The organism is Streptomyces sp. NPDC034049, from assembly GCF_055575575.1.
Genome location: NZ_JBVISJ010000002.1, coordinates 794408 through 819352, shown reverse-complemented (window position 1 = coordinate 819352; position 24945 = coordinate 794408). Strand labels below are relative to the sequence as shown.

Sequence of the window (24945 nt, the reverse complement as noted above, 5' to 3'; positions counted from 1 at the left end):
ACCACGACTCCTTTCAGAACACACAGGAGCAGTTGTGAGCAAGCGCAGCAAGGCTCTCCGCGCTGCGGACGCCAAGGTCGACCGGGACAAGCTCTACGCCCCGCTCGAGGCCGTCCGTCTCGCCAAGGAGACCTCCACCTCCAAGTTCGACGGCACCGTCGAGGTCGCCTTCCGTCTGGGTGTCGACCCGCGCAAGGCCGACCAGATGGTTCGTGGCACCGTGAACCTCCCGCACGGCACCGGTAAGACCGCCCGGGTCCTGGTCTTCGCGACCGGTGACCGTGCCGAGGCCGCGACCGCCGCCGGCGCCGACATCGTCGGCTCCGACGAACTGATCGACGAGGTGGCGAAGGGCCGTCTGGACTTTGACGCCGTCGTCGCCACCCCGGACCTCATGGGCAAGGTCGGCCGCCTCGGCCGCGTGCTCGGTCCCCGTGGTCTCATGCCGAACCCCAAGACCGGCACCGTGACCCCGGACGTCGTGAAGGCCGTCAACGACATCAAGGGCGGCAAGATCGAGTTCCGCGTCGACAAGCACTCGAACCTGCACTTCATCATCGGCAAGACGTCGTTCGACGACACCAAGCTGGTGGAGAACTACGCCGCGGCGCTGGAGGAGATCCTCCGTCTGAAGCCGTCGGCCGCCAAGGGTCGCTACATCAAGAAGGCCGCGATCAGCACCACGATCGGCCCCGGCATTCCGATCGACTCCAACCGCACCCGCAACCTCCTCGTCGAGGAGGACCCGGCCGCCGTCTGAGCCTGACGCTCACCGGCAGCCGCGTCGCGGTCGCACAGCCCGAGGACGAGCCCCACACCTTTCGAGGTGCGGGGCTCGTCCCGTTTCGGCATACGGACATACGGGCCCTGTGCGGGTCTTTCCGGCGTACGGGTGGGCATACGCGCGCGAGTGTGCTGCCCTGGTGTGCGGAGCACGGGGAATCTCCCTGGGGGTGGGGACGGATGACCAGGACGACCATGTGTCGCCGTACGGCTGTGTCGTTCGCGGTGCTGGCCGCGCTGACGGGGGTGGTGGCCTACGGCTCCCCGGGCTCGGGCGAGGGTGACGGGGACGATCCGTTCGCGGCGCTGAGGCTCGCGGACGCGTCGACCCGCGACGCCGACTCGTCGAGGATCGAGTCCACCGGCGACCTGGGCGAGCTGATGTCCATCGAGGCGGACGGCGTGGTCGACTGGGCCGACGGCCTCGACGGCACCATGACCATCACCTACACCGGCGGCCGGGCGGCCGAGCAGCTGCGCTCCCTCGGCATCACCTCGACCGAGGCCCGCTATCTGCCCGAGGCCTACTACGCGGACATGGGCGACCTGTTCGCCGGGCAGTACGGCGGCAAGCGGTGGATCAGGTACGCGTACGAGGACATGGACGAGATGATCGGCGGGGCCTCCGGCGCCTATGTGCAGGAGCACTTCAAGAGCGTCACACCGAACCAGTCCGTCCGGCTCCTGCTGGCCTCCGGTGACGTCGAGAAGGTCGGTGAGGAGGACGTGCGCGGGGAGCGGACCACCCACTACTCCGGCACCGTGGACGTCGCCGACCTCCAGGAGCGGAACGCGAACCTCGGCGAGGAGATGCGGGCCCGACTGGAGGAACAGCTCGCGGCGTCCGGCATCACCACCGTCGACATCGACCTCTGGATCGACGACGACGATCTGCTGGTCAAGAAGGTCGAGAAGGCCGACACCGCGAACGGCACGGTGAACTCCACGGTCCACTACAGCGACTACGGCGTCGACGTCTCCACCGAGGAGCCGCCGGCCGCCGAGACGGTCGACTACAAGGACCTGATGAGGAATCTGCCGACGAGCTGAATTCGGGGGACAGTGACGGCCCGGCGGCGCTAGTGTCCGAGCCCGTCCCGCAGAGGTGGGACGTGAGGTGACAGGGGGACACATGAGGTTTGCCGCGCACGGCTCCGTAGGCTCCGTACATCGCCGCGGAGCTGTCGGCGTCGCCGTCGTGGCCGCGCTGCTGGGCGGTGCCACCGCCTGCGGCACAACGGCACGGGCCGAGGCGGAGCCGAAGACGCCCGCCGAGGCCGTGGCCCGGGCCGCCGAGCGGACGACGGACGTCTCGTCGCTGCGGTACCGGGTGAGGGGCACGCTGCCCGGGCACGGGAAGGTGCGGGCCGAGGCGTCCATGGGCGTGCGGCCGTCCGTGCTGCGCATGGAAGTGACCGGGCTGGGGGCGAGCGAGGAGGGCTCCGTCGAGATCCGCTTCGTGGACGACGCCATGTACACCGAGCTGGACGAGGCAACTCTCGACGAAGCCGGGCTCGTGGGGGTGAAGACCGCCGGCCGGCACTGGCTCCGGGCGGCACCGGCCGCGTGGGGTGGCCTCAGCGTGGACAACCAGTCCTATCGGGTCCTGCCCCGGCAGCTGGAGGGAAGCCCGCTGGTGCAGTCCACGATCCTGAACGGTGCCGAGGACCTGCGGGAGGCCGGCACCGAGACGGTGGACGGCACCCGCACCACCCGCTACCGGGGCACGGTCACGGCCAAGGGGTTGAGGGCGGCCCAGGGAACCGCCAAGGGCAAGAAGGCACGGGACCTCGCGACCAACAGCTTCGACCAGTTCAGGGCGCTGGGCCTGAAGGTCGGAAGCGCGCTCACCATGGAGCTCTGGGTCGACGAGGACGGCGGGACCAGACAGTTCCGGCTGCGCGGGGAGACCAGCACGCTGGACAAGAAGGGGCGCTGGGTCGACACCGGTCCCCTCGACATGACCGTCACCTTCCTGGCCGTCGACCCGTCCGTGTCCGTCGAGCCCCCGGCGGCCGACGACACCGTGGACCTCGACGAGGTGGCGGGCCCGCCCGGATCCGGCTGAGCCGCGGCCTTTGGGCAGCGGATTTGCTTGACACGTCGTGTGTCATCTAACCTTCCGGAGAAGCCAAAGACCGCTGGTCGTTGCCGTGTGCTTGCAAGAGGGCGCGGTGGCCGAAGGTTCCGCTGAACTGCGGACGACCCGCGCAGGTGACTGTGGAAGTTGCTCCTGGTCCGGTTCCGTGATCGTACGGAATTCGTCCGGTCGAGCTACGCCCCGTGCGCCTGCGCCGGGGCGTTTCGTTCGTTCACGGCCCCTTCCGAGCGGTCCTCATCACCCGGAAGGAGGCCGACGCTCTATGGCAAGGCCCGACAAGGCTGCCGCGGTGGCCGAGCTCACGGAGCAGTTCCGTAGCTCGAACGCCGCCGTGCTGACCGAGTACCGGGGTCTCACTGTGGCGCAGCTCAAGAACCTGCGCCGTTCGCTCGGTGAAGACGCCCAGTACGCCGTGGTGAAGAACACGCTGACCAAGATCGCGGCCAACGAGGCCGGGATCTCGACGCTCGACGACCTGTTCAACGGTCCGACGGCGGTTGCCTTCATCACCGGTGACCCGGTGACGTCGGCGAAGGGTCTTCGTGACTTCGCCAAGGACAACCCGAACCTCGTCATCAAGGGCGGTGTCCTTGACGGCAAGGCGCTGTCCGCCGACGAGATCAAGAAGCTTGCGGACCTCGAGTCCCGCGAGGTTCTGCTCTCCAAGCTGGCGGGTGCCTTCAAGGGCAAGCAGTCCCAGACTGCTCAGCTCTTCCAGGCGCTTCCCTCGAAGCTCGTCCGCACCGTGGACGCTCTTCGCGCCAAGCAGGACGAGCAGGGCGGTGCCGAGTAATTCGGCTCGCGCATTGATCCGCGCCGCCTGAGGCGCGGGTCGTAGCGGGCCGTAAGTACGCCCGCCGTTTCGATACATCCGGCACCTGCCGAAATTAGTGGAAGGATCGCCCGTCATGGCGAAGCTCAGCCAGGAAGACCTGCTCGCGCAGTTCGAGGAGATGACCCTCATCGAGCTCTCCGAGTTCGTGAAGGCGTTCGAGGAGAAGTTCGACGTCACCGCCGCCGCGGCCGTCGCCGTTGCCGGCCCCGCCGTCCCCGGCGCCCCGGCCGAGGCCGCTGAGGAGCAGGACGAGTTCGACGTCATCCTCACCGGTGCCGGCGACAAGAAGATCCAGGTCATCAAGGTCGTGCGTGAGCTGACCTCCCTGGGTCTGAAGGAGGCCAAGGACCTCGTGGACGGCGCCCCGAAGCCCGTTCTCGAGAAGGTCGCCAAGGAGGCCGCCGAGAAGGCCGCCGAGTCCCTCAAGGGCGCCGGCGCCTCCGTCGAGGTCAAGTAAGGCCACGGGTCCGTACCGGACCCGCTGCTCGCACACGGCCCCTCACATGGGGCTGTAACGCGGACGCACTGAAAGGCGATCACCCATGTGGGTGGTCGCCTTTCGGCGTTCGGGGACGTCGAGTGACGGCTGCCTTGCACTGTCGGTGGCGGCGAGTATGGTGATCTTCGTCGTGCCTCCGAGCACCCCTGGTGACCGGCCGCGAGTGACGATCGCAGCATCGGGTTCGGGCATGGGGGGCCTTGACGAACTGCACGCAGCGCGCAATTCTCAGGACGCGTCGTCACACGGATCCGAACTCCGAGGCATGGATCGACGGCGAAGAGGGCAGTATCGATGTGCATCGAGGGCGTGGCTTGCCGCAGGCGTTGAGGAACAACGAGGGTTTCCGAGGGTCCGTAAACCCGCACTGGACATCAGTGGGCCAATTGGCTACACTGACCCTTTGCGCTGCCTGTTAGCTGCCTCCTGCCCGTCACCAGGGGCATGCCCTCGCTCGAGCACCGACGATTGAACGTCCCTCACCTGGGGCTTTCCATCTCCGCGCCCGGTCGAGGGGGCCGGTACGCGCGTAGTGAGTCCGAGCCCTCGGAAGGACCCCCTCTTGGCCGCCTCGCGCAACGCCTCGACCGCGAATACGAACCCCGCCGCCAGCACCGCCCCGCTGCGCATCTCTTTTGCAAAGATCAAGGAGCCTCTCGAGGTTCCCAACCTGCTCGCGCTGCAGACCGAGAGCTTTGACTGGCTGCTCGGCAACACCGCCTGGCAGAGTCGGGTCGAGGAGGCTCTGGAGAACGGACAGGACGTCCCCACCAAGTCCGGTCTGGAGGAGATCTTCGAGGAGATCTCCCCGATCGAGGACTTCTCCGGGTCGATGTCGCTGACGTTCCGCGACCACCGTTTCGAGCCGCCGAAGAACAGCATCGACGAGTGCAAGGACCGCGACTTCACGTACGCGGCCCCGCTCTTCGTCACCGCCGAGTTCACCAACAACGAGACCGGCGAGATCAAGTCCCAGACGGTCTTCATGGGCGACTTCCCGCTCATGACCCACAAGGGCACCTTCGTCATCAACGGCACCGAGCGTGTCGTGGTGTCGCAGCTGGTCCGTTCGCCGGGTGTCTACTTCGACTCCTCCATCGACAAGACGTCCGACAAGGACATCTTCTCCGCCAAGATCATCCCGTCCCGGGGTGCCTGGCTGGAGATGGAGATCGACAAGCGCGACATGGTCGGTGTGCGCATCGACCGCAAGCGCAAGCAGTCCGTGACCGTCCTCCTCAAGGCACTCGGCTGGACCACCGAGCAGATCCTGGAGGAGTTCGGCGAGTACGAGTCCATGCGCGCCACCCTGGAGAAGGACCACACCCAGGGGCAGGACGACGCGCTGCTCGACATCTACCGCAAGCTGCGTCCGGGCGAGCCCCCCACGCGTGAGGCCGCGCAGACGCTGCTGGAGAACCTGTACTTCAACCCCAAGCGCTACGACCTCGCGAAGGTCGGCCGCTACAAGGTCAACAAGAAGCTGGGTGCGGAGGCTCCGCTCGACGCGGGCGTCCTGACCGTCGAGGACGTCATCTCGACGATCAAGTACCTGGTGAAGCTGCACGCGGGCGAGACCGAGACGGCCGCCGACAACGGCCAGACGATCGTCGTCGAGACCGACGACATCGACCACTTCGGCAACCGTCGTCTGCGCAGCGTCGGCGAGCTCATCCAGAACCAGGTCCGTACGGGTCTGGCGCGTATGGAGCGTGTCGTCCGCGAGCGCATGACGACCCAGGACGTCGAGGCGATCACGCCCCAGACCCTGATCAACATCCGGCCGGTCGTCGCCTCCATCAAGGAGTTCTTCGGCACCAGCCAGCTGTCGCAGTTCATGGACCAGAACAACCCGCTGTCGGGTCTCACCCACAAGCGCCGTCTGTCGGCTCTTGGTCCCGGTGGTCTCTCCCGTGAGCGGGCCGGCTTCGAGGTCCGTGACGTGCACCCGTCCCACTACGGGCGCATGTGTCCGATCGAGACGCCCGAAGGCCCGAACATCGGTCTGATCGGTTCGCTCGCCTCCTACGGCCGCGTCAACGCGTTCGGTTTCGTGGAGACGCCGTACCGCCGGGTCACCGACGGTGTCGTCACCGACGAGGTCGACTACCTGACGGCCGACGAGGAGGACCGCTTCGTCATCGCGCAGGCCAACGCCACGCTCGACGAGGACCTGCGCTTCACCGAGAACCGCGTCCTGGTCCGCCGCCGTGGCGGCGAGGTCGACTACGTCCCCGGTGACGACGTGGACTACATGGACGTCTCGCCGCGCCAGATGGTGTCGGTCGCGACGGCCATGATCCCCTTCCTGGAGCACGACGACGCCAACCGTGCCCTCATGGGCGCGAACATGATGCGTCAGGCCGTGCCGCTCATCAAGAGCGAGGCCCCGCTCGTCGGCACCGGCATGGAGTACCGCTCCGCCGTCGACGCCGGCGACGTGGTCAAGGCCGAGAAGGCGGGCGTGGTCCAGGAGGTCTCCGCGGACTACATCACCACGACCAACGACGACGGCACGTACATCACGTACCGCCTGGCCAAGTTCGCCCGCTCCAACCAGGGCACCTCGGTCAACCAGAAGGTCATCGTCAACGAGGGCGACCGGATCATCGAGGGCCAGGTCCTGGCCGACGGTCCGGCCACCGAGAACGGCGAGATGGCCCTCGGCAAGAACCTGCTCGTGGCGTTCATGCCGTGGGAGGGTCACAACTACGAGGACGCGATCATCCTGTCGCAGCGCCTCGTGCAGGACGACGTCCTCTCCTCGATCCACATCGAGGAGCACGAGGTCGACGCCCGTGACACCAAGCTCGGCCCCGAGGAGATCACCCGGGACATCCCGAACGTCTCCGAGGAGGTCCTCGCCGACCTCGACGAGCGCGGCATCATCCGCATCGGTGCCGAGGTCGTCGCCGGCGACATCCTGGTCGGCAAGGTCACGCCCAAGGGTGAGACCGAGCTGACCCCGGAGGAGCGCCTGCTCCGCGCGATCTTCGGTGAGAAGGCCCGTGAGGTCCGTGACACCTCGCTGAAGGTGCCGCACGGCGAGATCGGCAAGGTCATCGGCGTCCGCGTCTTCGACCGCGAGGAGGGCGACGAGCTTCCCCCCGGTGTGAACCAGCTGGTGCGCGTGTACGTGGCGCAGAAGCGGAAGATCACCGACGGTGACAAGCTCGCCGGCCGCCACGGCAACAAGGGCGTCATCTCCAAGATCCTGCCGATCGAGGACATGCCGTTCCTGGAGGACGGCACCCCGGTCGACATCATCCTCAACCCGCTCGGCGTGCCCTCCCGAATGAACCCGGGACAGGTCCTGGAGATCCACCTCGGCTGGCTCGCCAGCCGCGGCTGGGACGTCTCCGGTCTCGCCGACGACTGGGCGAAGCGTCTGCAGGTCATCGGCGCCGACTCCGTCGCCCCCGGCACCAACGTCGCGACCCCGGTCTTCGACGGTGCCCGCGAGGACGAGCTGGCCGGTCTGCTCCAGCACACCATCCCGAACCGCGACGGCGAGCGCATGGTGCAGCCGACCGGTAAGGCGAGGCTGTTCGACGGCCGCTCCGGTGAGCCGTTCCCGGACCCGATCTCCATCGGGTACATGTACATCCTCAAGCTGCACCACCTGGTCGACGACAAGCTGCACGCCCGGTCGACCGGTCCGTACTCGATGATCACCCAGCAGCCGCTGGGTGGTAAGGCCCAGTTCGGTGGCCAGCGCTTCGGTGAGATGGAGGTGTGGGCGCTGGAGGCTTATGGCGCCGCGTACGCCCTCCAGGAGCTGCTGACCATCAAGTCCGACGACGTCACCGGCCGCGTGAAGGTCTACGAGGCCATCGTCAAGGGCGAGAACATTCCCGAGCCCGGCATCCCTGAGTCCTTCAAGGTGCTCATCAAGGAGATGCAGTCCCTGTGCCTCAACGTGGAGGTGCTGTCCTCGGACGGCATGTCCATCGAGATGCGCGACACCGACGAGGACGTCTTCCGCGCTGCGGAGGAGCTTGGCATCGACCTGTCCCGGCGCGAGCCGAGCAGCGTCGAAGAGGTCTGACGGGAGTTCGGACGGGCTCAGCCTTCTGAGCCCGTCCGGCCCCAGGACCCCCGTATCAGACCCCATGACTTACAACCCTGAGAGGGATTGACGCATAGTGCTCGACGTCAACTTCTTCGACGAGCTCCGGATCGGTCTGGCCACCGCTGACGACATCCGTCAGTGGAGCCACGGCGAGGTCAAGAAGCCCGAGACGATCAACTACCGCACGCTCAAGCCCGAAAAGGACGGACTCTTCTGCGAGAAGATCTTCGGTCCGACCCGGGACTGGGAGTGCTACTGCGGCAAGTACAAGCGTGTCCGCTTCAAGGGCATCATCTGTGAGCGCTGTGGCGTCGAGGTCACGCGCGCCAAGGTGCGTCGTGAGCGGATGGGCCACATCGAGCTGGCCGCTCCCGTCACCCACATCTGGTACTTCAAGGGCGTTCCGTCGCGGCTGGGCTACCTGCTCGACCTCGCCCCGAAGGACCTGGAGAAGGTCATCTACTTCGCGGCGTACATGATCACGTACGTCGACGAGGAGCGCCGTACGCGTGACCTGCCCTCCCTGGAGGCGCACGTCTCCGTCGAGCGGCAGCAGATCGAGAACCGCCGGGACGCCGACCTGGAGGCCCGCGCCAAGAAGCTCGAGACCGACCTGGCCGAGCTGGAGGCCGAGGGCGCCAAGGCCGACGTGCGCCGCAAGGTGCGCGAGGGCGCCGAGCGGGAGATGAAGCAGCTGCGCGACCGTACGCAGCGCGAGATCGACCGTCTCGACGAGGTGTGGACCCGGTTCAAGAACCTCAAGGTCCAGGACCTGGAGGGCGACGAGCTCCTCTACCGCGAGCTGCGTGACCGCTTCGGCACGTACTTCGACGGTTCCATGGGTGCGGCTGCCCTGCAGAAGCGCCTGGAGTCGTTCGACCTGGACGAGGAGGCCGAGCGCCTCCGCGAGATCATCCGTACCGGCAAGGGCCAGAAGAAGACCCGTGCGCTCAAGCGCCTCAAGGTCGTCTCCGCGTTCCTGCAGACCAGCAACAGCCCCAAGGGCATGGTGCTCGACTGCGTGCCGGTCATCCCGCCGGACCTCCGCCCGATGGTGCAGCTGGACGGTGGCCGCTTCGCGACCTCCGACCTGAACGACCTGTACCGCCGTGTGATCAACCGCAACAACCGTCTGAAGCGGCTTCTCGACCTCGGCGCGCCCGAGATCATCGTGAACAACGAGAAGCGCATGCTCCAGGAGGCCGTGGACGCCCTCTTCGACAACGGTCGTCGTGGTCGCCCGGTCACCGGTCCCGGCAACCGCCCGCTGAAGTCCCTCAGCGACATGCTGAAGGGTAAGCAGGGTCGATTCCGTCAGAACCTGCTCGGCAAGCGTGTGGACTACTCCGCGCGTTCCGTGATCGTCGTCGGTCCGCAGCTGAAGCTGCACCAGTGCGGTCTGCCGAAGGCGATGGCGCTGGAGCTCTTCAAGCCGTTCGTGATGAAGCGGCTCGTGGACCTCAACCACGCGCAGAACATCAAGAGCGCCAAGCGCATGGTGGAGCGCGGCCGCACCGTCGTGTACGACGTCCTCGAAGAGGTCATCGCCGAGCACCCGGTGCTGCTGAACCGTGCGCCCACCCTGCACCGCCTCGGCATCCAGGCCTTCGAGCCGCAGCTGGTCGAGGGCAAGGCCATCCAGATCCACCCGCTCGTCTGCACCGCGTTCAACGCGGACTTCGACGGTGACCAGATGGCCGTGCACCTGCCGCTCTCCGCGGAGGCGCAGGCCGAGGCCCGCATCCTGATGCTGTCCTCGAACAACATCCTCAAGCCCGCCGACGGCCGTCCGGTGACGATGCCGACCCAGGACATGGTCCTCGGTCTGTTCTTCCTCACCACCGACGGCGAGCTGCGTGACACCAAGGGCGAGGGGCGTTCGTTCGCCTCCACGGCCGAGGCGATCATGGCGTTCGACGCCGGCGAGCTGGCGCTGCAGTCCGCGGTGGACATCCGCTTCCCGGTGGGCACCATCCCGCCGCGCGGCTGGACCCCGCCGGAGCGCGAGGAGGGCGAGCCGGAGTGGCAGCAGGGTGACAGCTTCCGTCTGAAGACCACGCTCGGCCGTGCCCTCTTCAACGAGCTGCTGCCCGAGGACTACCCGTTCGTCGACTACTCGGTGGGCAAGAAGCAGCTCTCCGAGATCGTCAACGACCTGGCCGAGCGCTACCCCAAGGTCATCGTGGCGGCGACGCTCGACAACCTGAAGGCGGCCGGCTTCTTCTGGGCGACCCGTTCCGGTGTCACCGTGGCCATCTCCGACGTCGTCGTTCCCGAGGCGAAGAAGGAGATCGTTCGCGGGTACGAGGCGCAGGACGAGAAGGTCCAGAAGCAGTACGAGCGCGGTCTGATCACCAAGGAAGAGCGCACGCAGGAGCTCATCGCGATCTGGACCAAGGCGACCAACGAGGTCGCCGAGGCGATGAACGCGAACTTCCCCAAGACCAACCCCATCTTCATGATGGTCGACTCGGGTGCCCGAGGAAACATGATGCAGATGCGGCAGATCGCGGGTATGCGCGGTCTGGTGTCGAACGCGAAGAACGAGACCATCCCGCGTCCCATCAAGGCCTCGTTCCGCGAGGGTCTGTCGGTGCTGGAGTACTTCATCTCCACGCACGGTGCCCGTAAGGGTCTGGCGGACACCGCCCTGCGTACCGCCGACTCGGGTTACCTGACCCGTCGTCTGGTGGACGTCTCGCAGGACGTCATCATCCGCGAGGAGGACTGCGGCACCGAGCGCGGTCTGAAGCTGCGGATCGCCTCGAAGGACGAGACCGGGGTCCTGCGCAAGGCCGAGGACGTCGAGACCAGCGTCTACGCCCGCATGCTCGCCGAGGACGTCGTCATCGACGGCAAGGTGATCGCGCCGGCCAACGTGGACCTGGGCGACGTGCTCATCGACCAGCTCGTGCACCACGGTGTCGAGGAGGTCAAGACCCGCTCGATCCTGACCTGTGAGTCCAAGGTCGGCACGTGTGCCATGTGCTACGGCCGCTCCCTGGCCACCGGCAAGCTGGTCGACATCGGTGAGGCGGTCGGCATCATCGCCGCCCAGTCCATCGGTGAGCCCGGTACCCAGCTGACGATGCGTACCTTCCACACCGGTGGTGTGGCCGGTGACGACATCACGCAGGGTCTGCCGCGTGTCGTCGAGCTCTTCGAGGCCCGTACGCCCAAGGGTGTCGCGCCGATCTCCGAGGCGGCCGGTCGCGTCCGCATCGAGGAGACGGAGAAGACCAAGAAGATCGTCATCACGCCGGACGACGGCAGCGACGAGACGGCGTTCCCGATCTCGAAGCGTGCCCGTCTGCTGGTGAGCGAGGGCGAGCACGTCGAGGTGGGCCAGAAGCTCACCGTGGGTGCCACCAACCCGCACGACGTGCTGCGCATCCTGGGTCAGCGTGCCGTCCAGGTCCACCTGGTCGGCGAGGTCCAGAAGGTCTACAACTCGCAGGGTGTGTCGATCCACGACAAGCACATCGAGATCATCATCCGGCAGATGCTGCGCCGTGTGACGATCATCGAGTCCGGCGACGCCGAGCTGCTGCCCGGTGAGCTGGTCGAGCGCTCGAAGTTCGAGACCGAGAACCGTCGTGTGGTCCAGGAGGGCGGTCACCCGGCCTCCGGTCGTCCGCAGCTGATGGGTATCACCAAGGCCTCGCTGGCGACGGAGTCCTGGCTGTCGGCCGCCTCCTTCCAGGAGACGACCCGAGTTCTGACGGACGCGGCGATCAACGCCAAGTCCGACAGCCTCATCGGCCTCAAGGAGAACGTCATCATCGGTAAGCTCATCCCGGCCGGTACGGGTCTGTCCCGCTACCGCAACATCCGGGTGGAGCCGACCGAGGAGGCCAAGGCCGCGATGTACTCGGCCGTCGGCTACGACGACATCGACTACTCGCCGTTCGGCACGGGCTCCGGCCAGGCCGTCCCGCTGGAGGACTACGACTACGGGCCGTACAACCAGTAAGGCCTGCGTCTGAAGCACTGAGGGGCGGCCATCCCGTGGCACACGGGGTGGCCGCCCTTCGGCGTTGTCCGAGCCGGGGCGTGGCGTCGCGCCGGGGGGCGAGAGCGCGGCACGCCTCCGCTCCACCGCCGCACCCGCGGCCGGTAGAGCCACCACGGTCCGTCCGGATGTCCAGGGCGGGCCATGAGGGCGCTCAGGGGGCCTGCCGGCGTCCGAGGGGGCGTCCTCGGACAGGCACGGCCGAGGTCCCTCCCGGGGGTGACAGGGGCGTCAGTAGCGGAATCGCTACAGAATGGGGACCGGGAACCGATGCCGTGGGTCGGGCGTTGGAGCATCATGGAGGCACAACCAGTCCGGGGGAGTGTTCTCGTGTCGAACCCGTCGTGGCAGCCGATGCCGTGGCAGCAGGCGCAGGGCAGCAGCCCGTCCCTGCTCGCCGCCCATGCCGATCGTGAGCGAGCCGTCGATGTGCTGAAGGCGGGCTTCTCCGAGGGGCGTCTTCCGCAGGACGAGTACGAGAGGCGTGTCGAGAGGGCCTATCAGGCGCGGACGGTGGGGGAGCTGGCTCTCCTGGTCGCCGACCTGCCCCAGGGGCCGTCGGCGATGCAGCCGAGCGCCATGGCGCCCATGGCGCCCATGGTCCCGAGAACCTTCATGCCGGCGCCCGTGCCGCCCCCGCCGACCAACGGCAAGGCCGTGGGCGCGATGGTCTGCGGTGTGCTCACGACCATGTCGTTCGGGCTCACCGGCGTTCCGGCGGTCATCCTGGGCCACACCGCCCGCGCGGAGATCAAGCGCACAGGTGAGGGCGGGGAGGGCTTCGCCCTGGCCGGTCTCATCCTGGGCTGGCTCTCCGTGGCGGGCTGGGCGTTCTTCCTTCTGCTTTTCATGATCGCGGGAGTCTCGTCGAGCAGCGGGATCTGAGGCTGGGCGGGGGCTCGACCGCGCGGATGCGTTCGTCCCTAAACCCCCGCCCGCCCATTTGTTTTGACCATAGCGAATGAGGTAGGTACGCTCAGACCTTGTGCCTGGGGTGTGCCCTGGCTCTCGTGCGTGCCTTCAACCGCACAGGGGGAGCCGTAAGCGGCCGCCGTACTCTGCGCCCTTTCTGCCTCGCGGCGGGAGTTCAGCAGTTTCGACACACCCGACCGCGTGGGTCGGCGAATGTTCCGGGTTAGCTTCACCATTCGGCACACAGAAACCGGAGAAGTAGTGCCTACGATCCAGCAGCTGGTCCGGAAGGGCCGGCAGGACAAGGTCGAGAAGAACAAGACGCCCGCACTCGAGGGTTCGCCCCAGCGTCGCGGCGTCTGCACGCGTGTGTTCACGACCACCCCGAAGAAGCCGAACTCGGCCCTGCGTAAGGTCGCGCGTGTGCGTCTGACCAGCGGGATCGAGGTCACTGCTTACATTCCGGGTGAGGGACACAACCTGCAGGAGCACTCCATCGTGCTCGTGCGCGGCGGCCGTGTGAAGGACCTGCCCGGTGTTCGCTACAAGATCATCCGCGGTTCGCTCGACACCCAGGGTGTCAAGAACCGCAAGCAGGCCCGCAGCCGCTACGGCGCCAAGAAGGAGAAGTAAGAATGCCTCGTAAGGGCCCCGCCCCGAAGCGCCCGGTCATCATCGACCCGGTCTACGGTTCTCCTCTGGTGACCTCCCTCATCAACAAGGTGCTGCTGAACGGCAAGCGCTCCACCGCCGAGCGCATCGTGTACGGCGCCATGGAGGGCCTGCGCGAGAAGACCAGCAACGACCCGGTCATCACGCTCAAGCGCGCGCTCGAGAACATCAAGCCGACCCTCGAGGTCAAGTCCCGCCGTGTCGGTGGTGCGACGTACCAGGTTCCGATCGAGGTCAAGCCCGGTCGTGCCAACACGCTCGCGCTGCGCTGGCTGGTCGGTTACTCCCGCGCCCGTCGCGAGAAGACCATGACCGAGCGTCTGCTCAACGAGCTTCTCGACGCCTCCAACGGCCTGGGTGCCGCTGTGAAGAAGCGCGAGGACACGCACAAGATGGCCGAGTCCAACAAGGCCTTCGCGCACTACCGCTGGTAGTCGCAGACCCCATCGAGACCGAGAGAAGACTGAAGCCTTATGGCTACCACTTCGCTTGACCTGGCCAGGGTCCGCAACATCGGGATCATGGCCCACATCGACGCGGGCAAGACGACCACCACCGAGCGGATCCTGTTCTACACCGGCGTTTCGTACAAGATCGGTGAGGTCCACGACGGCGCCGCCACCATGGACTGGATGGAGCAGGAGCAGGAGCGTGGCATCACGATCACCTCTGCTGCCACCACCTGTCACTGGCCGCTCGAGGGCGTCGACCACACCATCAACATCATCGACACCCCGGGTCACGTCGACTTCACCGTAGAGGTGGAGCGTTCGCTCCGCGTCCTCGACGGTGCCGTGACGGTGTTCGACGGCGTCGCCGGCGTGGAGCCGCAGTCGGAGACGGTGTGGCGTCAGGCCGACCGTTACGGCGTGCCCCGCATCTGCTTCGTCAACAAGCTGGACCGTACCGGCGCCGAGTTCCACCGCTGTGTGGACATGATCTCGGACCGCCTGGGCGCCCAGCCGCTCGTCATGCAGCTCCCGATCGGCGCCGAGGCCGACTTCAAGGGCGTCGTCGACCTCGTGACGATGAAGGCCCTGGTCTGGTCCGCCGAGGCCGCCAAGGGTGAGATGTACGACGTCGTCGACATCCCGGCCACGCACACCGAGGCTGCCGAGGAGTACCGCGGCAAGCTCGTCGAGGCCGTCGCCGAGAACGACGAAGAGATCATGGAGCTGTACCTGGAGGGCGTCGAGCCCACCGAGGAGCAGCTGTACGCCGCGATCCGTCGCATCACCATCGCGTCCGGCAAGTCCAACGACACCACGGTCACCCCGGTGTTCTGTGGCACCGCGTTCAAGAACAAGGGCGTCCAGCCCCTGCTCGACGCGGTCGTGCGCTACCTGCCGACCCCGCTCGACGTCGAGGCCATCGAGGGCCAGGACGTGAAGGACCCCGAGCTGGTCGTCAAGCGCAAGCCGTCCGACGACGAGCCGCTGTCCGCGCTGGCGTTCAAGATCATGAGCGACCCGCACCTCGGCAAGCTCACCTTCGTCCGGGTCTACTCGGGCCGCCTGGAGTCCGGCACCGCCGTGCTGAACTCCGTCAAGGGCAAGAAGGAGCGCATCGGCAAGATCTACCGCATGCACGCGAACAAGCGTGAGGAGATCGAGTCGGTGGGCGCCGGCGACATCATCGCCGTCATGGGTCTGAAGCAGACCACGACCGGTGAGACGCTGTGCGACGACAAGCAGCCGGTGATCCTGGAGTCCATGGACTTCCCGGCGCCGGTCATCCAGGTCGCCATCGAGCCCAAGTCCAAGGGTGACCAGGAGAAGCTGGGTGTCGCCATCCAGCGTCTCGCGGAGGAGGACCCCTCCTTCCAGGTCCACTCGGACGAGGAGACGGGCCAGACCATCATCGGTGGTATGGGCGAGCTGCACCTCGAGGTGCTGGTCGACCGTATGCGCCGTGAGTTCAAGGTCGAGGCCAACGTCGGCAAGCCGCAGGTCGCCTACCGCGAGACGATCCGCAAGGCCGTCGAGCGCGTCGACTACACGCACAAGAAGCAGACTGGTGGTACCGGCCAGTTCGCCAAGGTGCAGATCGCGATCGAGCCGATCGAGAGCGGCGACGCCTCGTACGAGTTCGTGAACAAGGTGACCGGTGGCCGCATCCCGAAGGAGTACATCCCTTCGGTGGACGCCGGTGCGCAGGAGGCCATGCAGTTCGGCATCCTCGCGGGCTACGAGATGACGGGCGTCCGCGTCACGCTCATCGACGGTGGCTACCACGAGGTCGACTCCTCCGAGCTCGCCTTCAAGATCGCCGGTTCGCAGGCCTTCAAGGAGGCCGCGCGCAAGGCCAGCCCCGTGCTGCTCGAGCCGATGATGGCCGTCGAGGTCACCACGCCCGAGGACTACATGGGTGAGGTCATCGGCGACATCAACTCCCGCCGTGGCCAGATCCAGGCCATGGAGGAGCGGGCCGGTGCCCGCGTCGTGAAGGGCCTCGTGCCCCTCTCGGAGATGTTCGGCTACGTCGGAGACCTCCGCAGCAAGACCTCGGGTCGCGCAAGCTACTCGATGCAGTTCGACTCCTACGCCGAGGTTCCGCGGAACGTCGCCGAGGAGATCATCGCGAAGGCCAAGGGCGAGTAACGCACCGCGTTCACACGCCGTAGGCTTGACTCCGGAGCCTCACGGGGCATTCCGCCGCAGGGCGGAGGGAATGCCCCGTGGATCCGGGCCATCCAGCAAAGATCACCTGGCGCCGATGAAGTAAGGCGTACCAGAACCACTCCCAGGAGGACCCCAGTGGCGAAGGCGAAGTTCGAGCGGACTAAGCCGCACGTCAACATCGGCACCATCGGTCACATCGACCACGGTAAGACGACCCTCACGGCCGCCATTACCAAGGTGCTGCACGACGCGTTCCCGGACCTGAACGAGGCCTCGGCGTTCGACCAGATCGACAAGGCTCCCGAGGAGCGCCAGCGCGGTATCACCATCTCCATCGCGCACGTCGAGTACCAGACGGAGACCCGTCACTACGCCCACGTCGACTGCCCCGGTCACGCGGACTACATCAAGAACATGATCACGGGTGCGGCGCAGATGGACGGCGCCATCCTCGTTGTCGCCGCCACCGACGGCCCGATGCCGCAGACCAAGGAGCACGTGCTCCTGGCCCGCCAGGTCGGCGTTCCGTACATCGTCGTCGCCCTGAACAAGGCCGACATGGTGGACGACGAGGAGATCCTGGAGCTCGTCGAGCTCGAGGTCCGTGAGCTGCTCTCCGAGTACGAGTTCCCGGGCGACGACGTTCCGGTCGTCAAGGTCTCCGCGCTCAAGGCGCTCGAGGGCGACAAGGAGTGGGGCCAGTCGGTCCTGGACCTGATGGCCGCCGTCGACACCGCGATCCCGGAGCCGGAGCGCGACGTCGACAAGCCGTTCCTGATGCCGATCGAGGACGTCTTCACGATCACCGGTCGTGGCACCGTCGTCACCGGTCGTATCGAGCGTGGTGTCCTCAAGGTCAACGAGACCGTCGACATCATCGGTATCAAGACCGAGAAGACCACCACCACGGTCACCGGCATCGAGATGTTCCGCAAGCTGCTCGACGAGGGCCAGGCCGGTGAGAACGTCGGTCTGCTCCTCCGTGGCATCAAGCGCGAGGACGTCGAGCGCGGCCAGGTCATCATCAAGCCCGGTTCGGTCACGCCGCACACCGAGTTCGAGGCCCAGGCCTACATCCTGTCCAAGGACGAGGGTGGCCGCCACACGCCGTTCTTCAACAACTACCGCCCGCAGTTCTACTTCCGTACGACGGACGTGACCGGCGTGGTGACCCTCCCCGAGGGCACCGAGATGGTCATGCCCGGCGACAACACGGAGATGAAGGTTGAGCTCATTCAGCCCATCGCCATGGAAGAGGGCCTGAAGTTCGCCATCCGTGAGGGTGGCCGGACCGTGGGCGCCGGCCAGGTCACCAAGATCAACAAGTAAGCTTGTCGGTCTGACCTGGTAGCTCCAGCACAGCTGAGCGCCTGAAGGGGCCCGTACGACTTCGGTCGTACGGGCCCTTTCGCTTGCCCCGTGACCCGTGTGCCGTGACGGGTGCCCCGTAACGCTTCTCGCGCGCCGGGCCACGTAGCCACGTCGACGCCGTCACGCGCTTCATGGCCCGACGGGTCACCGACCCGCACACCGTCGCCGACCTGACCGCCGAGACCTTCCTCGCGGTGATCGACTCCGCTCGCGCCTACCGGCCCGACCTCGGCAGCGAGACGGCTGGCTGTACGGCATCGCGCGCAACGTGGTGGCGGCGGAGGCACGGCGCAGCGCGCGGCAGAGCGCGCTCGGCAGCCGGATCGCCGGGCGTCGGCTGCTGGAGGCCGACGACATCGGCCGGCTGGAGGAGAAGCTCGACGCGGAGGCGGCGAGAACCTTCGAGGACCGGCTGCTGGGCGAACTCCAGCGGGAGATCGCGCTGCGGGCGGACGAGCGGCCGGAGCCCGTGTCGCGCCGCACACTCACTCCTCGGCGTGCGCTGGTCGCCCTCGCGGCGTGTGTCGCGGTGGCGGCGGGGGTTGGTGGCGCTGCCGTCGTCGACCGGTGGGGCGCGGGTGTACGCGATCGAGCAGCACGAGGACGGCGGCGTCACGGTCGGCATGAGGGACATCGTGCTGAGCGGTGACGACAAGAAGGAGCTGAGCGAGCGACTTCGTGCCGACGGCATCGGCGTGACCGTCGACAGGCCCAGGGACGGTCATGTCTGCGCGCAGCCTCGTGGTGAGGCCTATCAGCCGGCCTGGGTCGTGGGGTCGTCTCATGACACCACCGGTGTGATGCCCGTTCACGCGTTCACTCTGCGCCCCGGTGATTCCCTGGTGTTCGAGGAGCCGCAATGGGGGACGCGGGACCCCGCTCCCGCTTCGGTCGTGTACGGGTACAAGGGGCGGGTCGAGGCCCTGCGAGGAAGTGCCCTGGGACGGGACCGGAGTCCGTAGGGATTCCTTCGAAGAGAAGCAGGCCGAGCGGCTCGTGGGGCGAAGACCGTACGGGCCCTGCGGCTTCAGGCGTCAGGCTTCGAAACTATTCGGCGCGTTCGACCCGTTGTCCCCTCGCCTCACTCCCTTCACCATTTGTCATGTCGCTGAGCAAATTCCGCCTTCGGGATGACCGGTCGAGGGGTGTGGCATGTCCGCGGACGTCAGTCGGAGAATCGTGCTGGGGGCGGGTGCGGGGCTCGCCGTGTCGCCCGCTCTGCCAGGGGTCGCGCGGGCGGAGGGGGCGACCGCGGTAGGGGCGGCGGGAGAGGCGCTGCCGGGAGGGCTGCGGGTCACCGACCCCGGGGCGTACCTCTCGTTCGCGCCCGTGCCGGGGGCGTTCTCGCTGGTCGGGGCGCCGGTCGTGGTCAGCCCCGAGGATCACCCCGGAGTCGTACGGGTCGCGGGGGACCTCCGGGACGACATCGAGCGGGTGACGGGGGTGCGCCCGGGGAGCGAGGTCGCGCGGGAGGTGGTCCTGGTGGGGACCATCGGGCGCAGTCCCCTGATCGACGGGCTGATCGCCGCCGGGAAGCTGGACGTCGACGGGGTGCGGGGGAAGTGGGAGACCTCGCTGCATACGGTCGTGGAGCGGCCGATGCCCGGGGTGCGGCGGGCCTTCGTCGTCGCGGGCAGCGATCCGCGCGGCACGATCTTCGGGGCGTACGACGTCTCGTACGGGATCGGGGTCTCGCCCTGGTACTGGTGGGACGACGTGCCGCCGGTCCGGCGGGAGGCGGTGTACGTGCGGCCGGGCCGCTTCAGTCAGGGGACGCCGGCCGTGACGTACCGGGGTGTCTTCATCAACGACGAGAACCCGGCGCTCGGGACGTGGGCGCCGGCGTACTTCGGGCCCGGGAAGGCGCCGGGGTACCCCGGGGGCTTCAACGCGGACTTCTGGGCCAAGGTCTTCGAGGTGCTGCTGCGGCTGAAGGGGAACTACGTCTGGCCGGCGGTGTGGGGGCGGGCCTTCGCCGAGGACGATCCGGAGAACCACGCACGGGCGAAGGCCTATGGGATTGTCATGGGCACGTCTCATGAGGCGCCCATGATGCGGGGCATCGAGGAGTGGAACCGGCATGCGGCGCCCGCCGTGCGGGACGGCGCAGGGAACGTCGTGACCCCCGGGCGGGACCCCTACGGGGGCACCGGGGAGTGGTCGTACCGGCGCAATGCCGAGGCGATCCGCGCGTACTGGCGGGACGGCATCCGGCGCATGGTCGACGAGGACTTCGAGGGCGTCGTCACGCTGGGGATGCGCGGGAACGGTGACACGAGCCTCCCGGACGGCGACGGCATCGAGCTGATGCAGGAGATCATCGCGGCGCAGCGCAGGATCATCGAGGAGGTGACGGGGCGTCCGGCGGCCCGGACCCCGCAGGTGTGGACCCTCTACAAGGAGGTCCAGCGCTACTGGGACCGGGGGCTGCGGGCGCCGGACGACGTGACCGTCGTCCTCACGGACGACAACTGGGGGAACATCCGCAAGCATCCGGACCCCGGGGAGCCCGTACGGTCCGGCGGGTACGGGCTGTACTACCACTTCGACTACGTCGGGGTCGGGCGCAACTACAAGTGGGTCGACACGGCCAACCTGGCGAACCTCTGGGAGCAGCTGCACGAGGCGGACGCCTACGGCAACCACGGGCTGTGGGTGGTGAACGTCGGCGATCTGAAGGGCAACGAGCTGCCGACCGAGTTCTTCCTGAACTACGCCTGGAACCCGCGGCGTTGGGGCGCGGACCGGCTGGAGGAGTGGGAGCGGCGGTTCGCGCGGCAGCACTTCGGGGAGGAGACGGCGGCCGAGATCGCCGAGGTGCTGAGCGCGTACGGGCAGCTCCAGGCCCGCCGCAAGCCCGAGCTGTTGAACCGCCGCATCACCCTCGACACGACGAAGGACCCCACGAAGGACGAGCGGGCGATCGTCTACGACGACCAGGAGACACCGTTCTACTTCGGCCACCGTGAGCTGGAGCGCGTCACGCGGGAGTGGCGGGCGCTGGCGAAGCGGGCCGAGCGGGTGGGGCGGCGGCTTCCGGCGGCGCTGCGGGACGCGTGGTTCGAGCTGGTCGGGTACGCGGTGGAAGCCACTGCGAACCTGTACGGGCTGCGGGAGGCGGAGTTCCGCAACCTGCTGTACGCGGGGCAGGGGCGGGCGGCGACGAACCGTATGGCGGCCGAGGCGGAGCAGGGGCTGGAGCGGGACTTCGCGCTCGCCGACCGCTTCAACTCCGAGGTGGCGGGCGGGAAGTGGCGGGGCTTCCAGACGCAGCCGCACATCGGGTACGGGGACGTGGAGCGGTACGGGCCCAACGCCGGATGGCAGCAGCCGGAGAAGGACCATGTGGCGCTGCCGGACGAGATCTTTCCCAAGGTGCGGCGGATCGAGGTGCCGGAGGCGGCCGAGCTGGGGGTGGCGGTCGACGGGGCGGACGACACGGGGGAGTGGTGGCCCGGTGCCGGTGCCGGTGCCGGTGTCCGTGCCGGTGCGGCTGGTGCGGAGGCGATGCTTCCGGTGTTCAGCCCGTACCAGACCAGGCCCCAGCAGTATGTGGAGATCTTCAACCGGGGGCGTACGCCCTTCTCCTACCGGATCGAGTCGTCGGTGCCGTGGCTGGTGGTCGAGCGGGCGCGGGGGCGCGTCGAGGAGCAGGTGCGGGTGGCCGTGCGGGTGGACTGGGGGCGGGTGCCGGACGGCGGAGGGCGCCTGGAGGGGGCGTTGACGGTGAGCGGGGCGGGTGCCTCGGTCACGGTGAAGGCCGTCGCGGAGAAGCCGTCGGCGCGGGAGGCGCGGGGGCTGCGGGGGTTCGTCGAGGCGGGCGGCTATGTGGCGATCGACGCGGAGCACTACGCGCGGGCGGTGGGGTCGGCCGACGGGCGGGTGCGCTGGCGCCGGATCGAGCGGATCGGGCGTACGGGGGCGGGGGTGACGCCGTGGCCCGTGACGGCGGCCCGGCAGACGCCGGGCGGGGCGGGACCGCGGCTGGAGTACGAGGTCAGTCTCCTGTCGGCCGTGGACGAGGTGACGGTCCGGGCGTACGTCTCGCCGAGGAATCCGACGCTTCCGACGGGCGGTCTGCGGTACGGCGTGTCGTTCGACGGCGGTGCACCGCAGGTCGTCGACATCAACGCCGCCACCGGCGCCGACGACGGGCTCATGAACAAGCAGTGGGCGCGCAACACGTCGGACAACGTGAACGTGACGGTGACCAGGCACGCGATCGCCGGGCCCGGGGTGCACCGGCTGACGTTCTGGATGGTCGATCCGACGGTGGTGCTGCAACGCCTGGTGATCGACACGGGTGGGTTGACGCCGACGTATCTGGGGCCGCTGGAGAGCCGCCGGATCTGAGAAGGGATCTGAGGATGACGTACCTGAACCGCTTTCGCCTGCCCGCGCTCGGGGTGGTCGCCGGGGCTCTGCTGTCCACGGTCGTGGTCGCGCAGCCGGCCTCGGCGCACGGACCTCATTCCGGCCCCTCGCTGCGGACGCTCGCCGACCGGGCGGGTGTCCGTATCGGCACGGCCGTCGACATGGCTGCCCTCGCCGACGACCGGACGTACCGCCGGACGACCGTACGCGAGTTCAATTCAGTGACCGCCGAGAACGTCATGAAGTGGGAGTCGGTGGAGCCGCAGCGGGGTGTGTACGACTGGAAGGCCGCCGACGACCTGGTCCGTTTCGCGCGGGCGAACGGGCAGGTGGTGCGCGGCCACACCCTGGTCTGGCACAGCCAGCTGCCGGGCTGGCTGACGGCCGGGGTGGCGGACGGCACGATCGGCGCGACGGAGCTGCGCGGCATCCTGCGGAACCACATCACCACCGAGGTGAAGCGGTACAAGGGGAAGATCCAGCAGTGGGACGTGGTCAACGAGGTCTTCGAGGAGGACGGCAGCCTGCGGAACTCGATCTGGCTGCGTGAGCTGGGCCCGTCGTACATCGCGGACGCGTTCCGCTGGGCCCACGCCGCCGATCCGAAGGCGAAGCTCTTCCTCAACGACTACAACGTGGAGGGCGTCAACGCGAAGTCCACGGCGTACTACGAACTGGCGAAACGGTTGCGCGCGGAGGGCGTGCCGGTGCAGGGCTTCGGCATCCAGGGGCACCTCGCGATCCAGTACGGCTTCCCGGGACAGGTCGCGGAGAACCTGGCCCGCTTCGAGGCGCTGGGGATGCGGACGGCGTTCACGGAGGTGGATGTGCGGATGATCCTGCCGACCGATTCCGACAAGCTCGCGACCCAGGCGGAGTACTACCGCCGCCTGCTGGACGCGTGTCTGGGCGCCCGGAGCTGCGGGTCCTTCACCGTGTGGGGCTTCACGGACAAGTACTCCTGGGTGCCGGGCGTCTTCGAGGGCCAGGGTTCGGCGACACCGATGGACGAGGAGTACGGGCGGAAGCCGGCGTACGGGGCGCTGCGGGAGGGGCTTGCGGCGGGGAGGTGACCGGCGTCGACCTCAGCCCTGGTCTCCGCCCTGGTCCGGGTAGCGGGGCAGGTTCTCCGTGGAGATGGTCCAGTCGGCGATGGTGACGTCCTCGCCGTAGACGAAGTCCTTGCGGGTGGCGTAGCGCGGGCCGTCCGGGGTGGCGTGGATGTCGGTGAGGACGGCGCCGGTGCCGGTGCGGGGGTCGAAGACGGCGTAGACGGGGATGCCGAGGAGGGGGTAGTCGCGGATCTTGCCGACCCAGTCGTTGTCGGGGTTGGAGCGGGACACGACTTCGATTGCGGCGATGAGCGTCCGTGGGTCGAAGGAGCCCGGGACGTCCATGTCCGCCCAGGCGATCACCATGACGTCGGGGTGGCGCATGATGCCCTCGGGTTCTGCCTCTACGTCAGGCGTCCCCGTGTGAGCGACCAGCTCTTCCGGCATGACCTTCTCAAGGCGCTTCCGGAGATGCAGCGTGGTCAGCTCGTGCGGCCGACGGGCGCCATCATGTCGTGGACGATCCCTTCCTTGGTGATCTCGAACTTGCCGGGGAGGGTGTCGTCCATCGACTGAACGAAGTCCCGCATGGTTCGGTAGACGTGGGGGGCGCCGTGCTGCGCGTTGTCCGGGGTGATGGTCATGGCGCTCGCTCCTCGTCGTCTGTGCCCGGGGGCAAGGATCGTCACGGTCATGCTAGGCGTCCTCCATGAGGTCGGGCATGGTGTGGTCGGGCCCGCAGTCGCGGCAGCGGCTCCCCTTCGGGCCCCGGAAGCCGCGGTCGCAGCCGTCGCAGTTCGTCATCTCGTAGTGGACGGATGGCGGTGACGCCGGGGCACGGAACGGCGGCAGGGGTGGCAGCCGGTCCGTGAGCCGGTGGGCCAGGAGGGCGGCCGGCCGGTGGAGGGGCTCGTTCGGGAGATCGTCGGTCAGGGCGTGGCGTACGGCGGTGGGGGTGAGGTCGCGCTCCAGCCAGGCGGCGACGCCCGGGGCGAGGTGGGCCGTGTCGCACGCCGAGAGAAGCAGGCGGGGGTCCGTGCGGCGCAGGTCGGCGAGGAGATCGGTGGCGGTCTGGAGGAGGGTGGGGGAGCGGTAGGCGGGCAGGGGGACGGTAGGGAGGGGCTTGCGGGGGGTCTTCTGCTTCTGCCGGGGTGGGTGCGCCGGGCGTGCCACGGGCTCGTTGTCGGCCCTGTGGTGGCCGGGCTGGTTGCAGGAGGTCGTACGGGTGACGATCCGGCCGCCGGGGATGCGTACGCGCTCCCGGCGCAGGTAGCCGTGGTCCTGCAACTCGTTCAGCGCTGCGGCGATACGGGTCGCGCCCTCCTTGAAGCGGGCCGCGAGGCTCTTGATGTCGACGCGGGCGCCCTTCGGCAGCGACTGGATGTGCGTCGCCAGCCCGATCGCGAGGAGCGACAGCTCCGGGTGCTGGGCGAGGTGGTTGCCGATCACCGTGAAGCGGGTGGTGTGGCGGGTGTGGTCGTGGATCAGGCCGCCACCGGATTGGCTCTGCCGGTTCGGTTGCCTGTTGTCGGCAAGCCCGGCGTGGGCGCGCGAGGGCGCGCTAAGGTGCTGGGTATCCATCGGGAAGCGGTTCTCTTCCTTGGTGGTCAGGCCCTCGCACTGGGATTGCCGTCCCGGCGG

At 68.0% G+C, this 24945-nt stretch carries 16 protein-coding genes and 2 pseudogenes; 16 read left to right on the top strand and 2 right to left on the bottom strand.

Annotated elements, in window-relative coordinates; genetic code table 11:
* Positions 1–34 precede the first annotated feature (34 nt).
* From rplA to ACZ52C_RS08400, 16 genes and pseudogenes are all read left to right on the top strand, one after another.
* On the top strand, positions 35–760 hold the full coding sequence (gene rplA, locus ACZ52C_RS08475) for a 50S ribosomal protein L1 (RefSeq protein ID WP_033528317.1): 726 nt from the start codon (positions 35–37) through the stop codon (positions 758–760).
* A gap of 203 nt (positions 761–963) precedes the next feature.
* Positions 964–1833, top strand: a complete 870-nt coding sequence (locus tag ACZ52C_RS08470) for an SCO4651 family lipoprotein (RefSeq protein ID WP_469073976.1) — start codon at positions 964–966, stop codon at positions 1831–1833.
* An 82-nt stretch (positions 1834–1915) separates the two neighbouring features.
* Complete coding sequence (locus ACZ52C_RS08465) at positions 1916–2851, top strand: SCO4651 family lipoprotein (RefSeq protein WP_469073975.1); 936 nt, start codon at positions 1916–1918, stop codon at positions 2849–2851.
* 295 nt (positions 2852–3146) lie between these two features.
* Positions 3147–3677, top strand: coding sequence for a 50S ribosomal protein L10 (gene rplJ / locus ACZ52C_RS08460; protein ID WP_033528319.1), 531 nt, complete (start codon positions 3147–3149; stop codon positions 3675–3677).
* Positions 3678–3792: 115 nt separating this feature from the next.
* Positions 3793–4176, top strand: a complete 384-nt coding sequence (gene rplL / locus ACZ52C_RS08455) for a 50S ribosomal protein L7/L12 (RefSeq protein ID WP_060887961.1) — start codon at positions 3793–3795, stop codon at positions 4174–4176.
* 604 nt (positions 4177–4780) lie between these two features.
* Entirely contained in the window at positions 4781–8266 is a 3486-nt protein-coding gene (gene rpoB, locus ACZ52C_RS08450; protein WP_469073974.1) for a DNA-directed RNA polymerase subunit beta, read from the top strand.
* Positions 8267–8363: 97 nt separating this feature from the next.
* On the top strand, positions 8364–12263 hold the full coding sequence (locus tag ACZ52C_RS08445; RefSeq protein WP_033528321.1) for a DNA-directed RNA polymerase subunit beta': 3900 nt from the start codon (positions 8364–8366) through the stop codon (positions 12261–12263).
* A gap of 369 nt (positions 12264–12632) precedes the next feature.
* The gene (locus ACZ52C_RS08440) at positions 12633–13187 is read left to right on the top strand and encodes a DUF1707 and DUF4190 domain-containing protein (protein WP_469073973.1); all 555 of its coding nucleotides are present in this window, start codon (positions 12633–12635) and stop codon (positions 13185–13187) included.
* Positions 13188–13475: 288 nt separating this feature from the next.
* Positions 13476–13847, top strand: coding sequence for a 30S ribosomal protein S12 (rpsL, locus tag ACZ52C_RS08435; RefSeq protein WP_003948652.1), 372 nt, complete (start codon positions 13476–13478; stop codon positions 13845–13847).
* A 2-nt stretch (positions 13848–13849) separates the two neighbouring features.
* Positions 13850–14320 (top strand): 30S ribosomal protein S7, encoded by a 471-nt coding sequence (gene rpsG, locus ACZ52C_RS08430; RefSeq protein ID WP_005481264.1) that lies wholly within the window; start codon positions 13850–13852, stop codon positions 14318–14320.
* Positions 14321–14359: 39 nt separating this feature from the next.
* Entirely contained in the window at positions 14360–16486 is a 2127-nt protein-coding gene (gene fusA / locus ACZ52C_RS08425) for an elongation factor G (RefSeq protein WP_469073972.1), read from the top strand.
* Positions 16487–16642: 156 nt separating this feature from the next.
* Complete coding sequence (gene tuf / locus ACZ52C_RS08420; RefSeq protein ID WP_115906452.1) at positions 16643–17836, top strand: elongation factor Tu; 1194 nt, start codon at positions 16643–16645, stop codon at positions 17834–17836.
* Between the two features lie 173 nt (positions 17837–18009).
* Positions 18010–18272: pseudogene (locus ACZ52C_RS08415) on the top strand (sigma factor); the annotation flags it as partial.
* 184 nt (positions 18273–18456) lie between these two features.
* Positions 18457–18840: a hypothetical protein gene (locus ACZ52C_RS08410; RefSeq protein WP_469074193.1), complete on the top strand. Its 384-nt coding sequence runs from the start codon at positions 18457–18459 to the stop codon at positions 18838–18840.
* A gap of 190 nt (positions 18841–19030) precedes the next feature.
* Positions 19031–22231 carry a glycosyl hydrolase 115 family protein gene (locus ACZ52C_RS08405; RefSeq protein ID WP_469073971.1) on the top strand — a complete coding sequence of 1067 codons (3201 nt, stop codon included), beginning with the start codon at positions 19031–19033 and terminating at the stop codon, positions 22229–22231.
* A gap of 14 nt (positions 22232–22245) precedes the next feature.
* Positions 22246–23325, top strand: a complete 1080-nt coding sequence (locus ACZ52C_RS08400; protein ID WP_469073970.1) for an endo-1,4-beta-xylanase — start codon at positions 22246–22248, stop codon at positions 23323–23325.
* A 12-nt stretch (positions 23326–23337) separates the two neighbouring features.
* On the opposite strand, the pseudogene ACZ52C_RS08395 reads toward ACZ52C_RS08400, so the two are convergent.
* Both ACZ52C_RS08395 and ACZ52C_RS08390 read right to left on the bottom strand, forming a co-directional pair.
* Positions 23338–23948: pseudogene (locus tag ACZ52C_RS08395) on the bottom strand (Uma2 family endonuclease).
* A gap of 52 nt (positions 23949–24000) precedes the next feature.
* Positions 24001–24885: a helix-turn-helix domain-containing protein gene (locus ACZ52C_RS08390; RefSeq protein ID WP_469073969.1), complete on the bottom strand. Its 885-nt coding sequence runs from the start codon at positions 24883–24885 to the stop codon at positions 24001–24003.
* Positions 24886–24945 lie beyond the last annotated feature (60 nt).

Excerpts from the sequence above, each read along its gene's own strand:
- ACZ52C_RS08465 (WP_469073975.1), top strand. The coding sequence starts at position 1,916 with ATGAGGTTTGCCGCGCACGGCTCCGTAGGCTCCGTACATCGCCGCGGA.
- fusA (WP_469073972.1), top strand. The coding sequence starts at position 14,360 with ATGGCTACCACTTCGCTTGACCTGGCCAGGGTCCGCAACATCGGGATC.
- ACZ52C_RS08400 (WP_469073970.1), top strand. The coding sequence starts at position 22,246 with ATGACGTACCTGAACCGCTTTCGCCTGCCCGCGCTCGGGGTGGTCGCC.
- rplL (WP_060887961.1), top strand. The coding sequence starts at position 3,793 with ATGGCGAAGCTCAGCCAGGAAGACCTGCTCGCGCAGTTCGAGGAGATG.
- ACZ52C_RS08405 (WP_469073971.1), top strand. The coding sequence starts at position 19,031 with ATGTCCGCGGACGTCAGTCGGAGAATCGTGCTGGGGGCGGGTGCGGGG.
- ACZ52C_RS08470 (WP_469073976.1), top strand. The coding sequence starts at position 964 with ATGACCAGGACGACCATGTGTCGCCGTACGGCTGTGTCGTTCGCGGTG.
- ACZ52C_RS08390 (WP_469073969.1), bottom strand. The coding sequence starts at position 24,885 with ATGGATACCCAGCACCTTAGCGCGCCCTCGCGCGCCCACGCCGGGCTT.
- rplJ (WP_033528319.1), top strand. The coding sequence starts at position 3,147 with ATGGCAAGGCCCGACAAGGCTGCCGCGGTGGCCGAGCTCACGGAGCAG.
- rpsG (WP_005481264.1), top strand. The coding sequence starts at position 13,850 with ATGCCTCGTAAGGGCCCCGCCCCGAAGCGCCCGGTCATCATCGACCCG.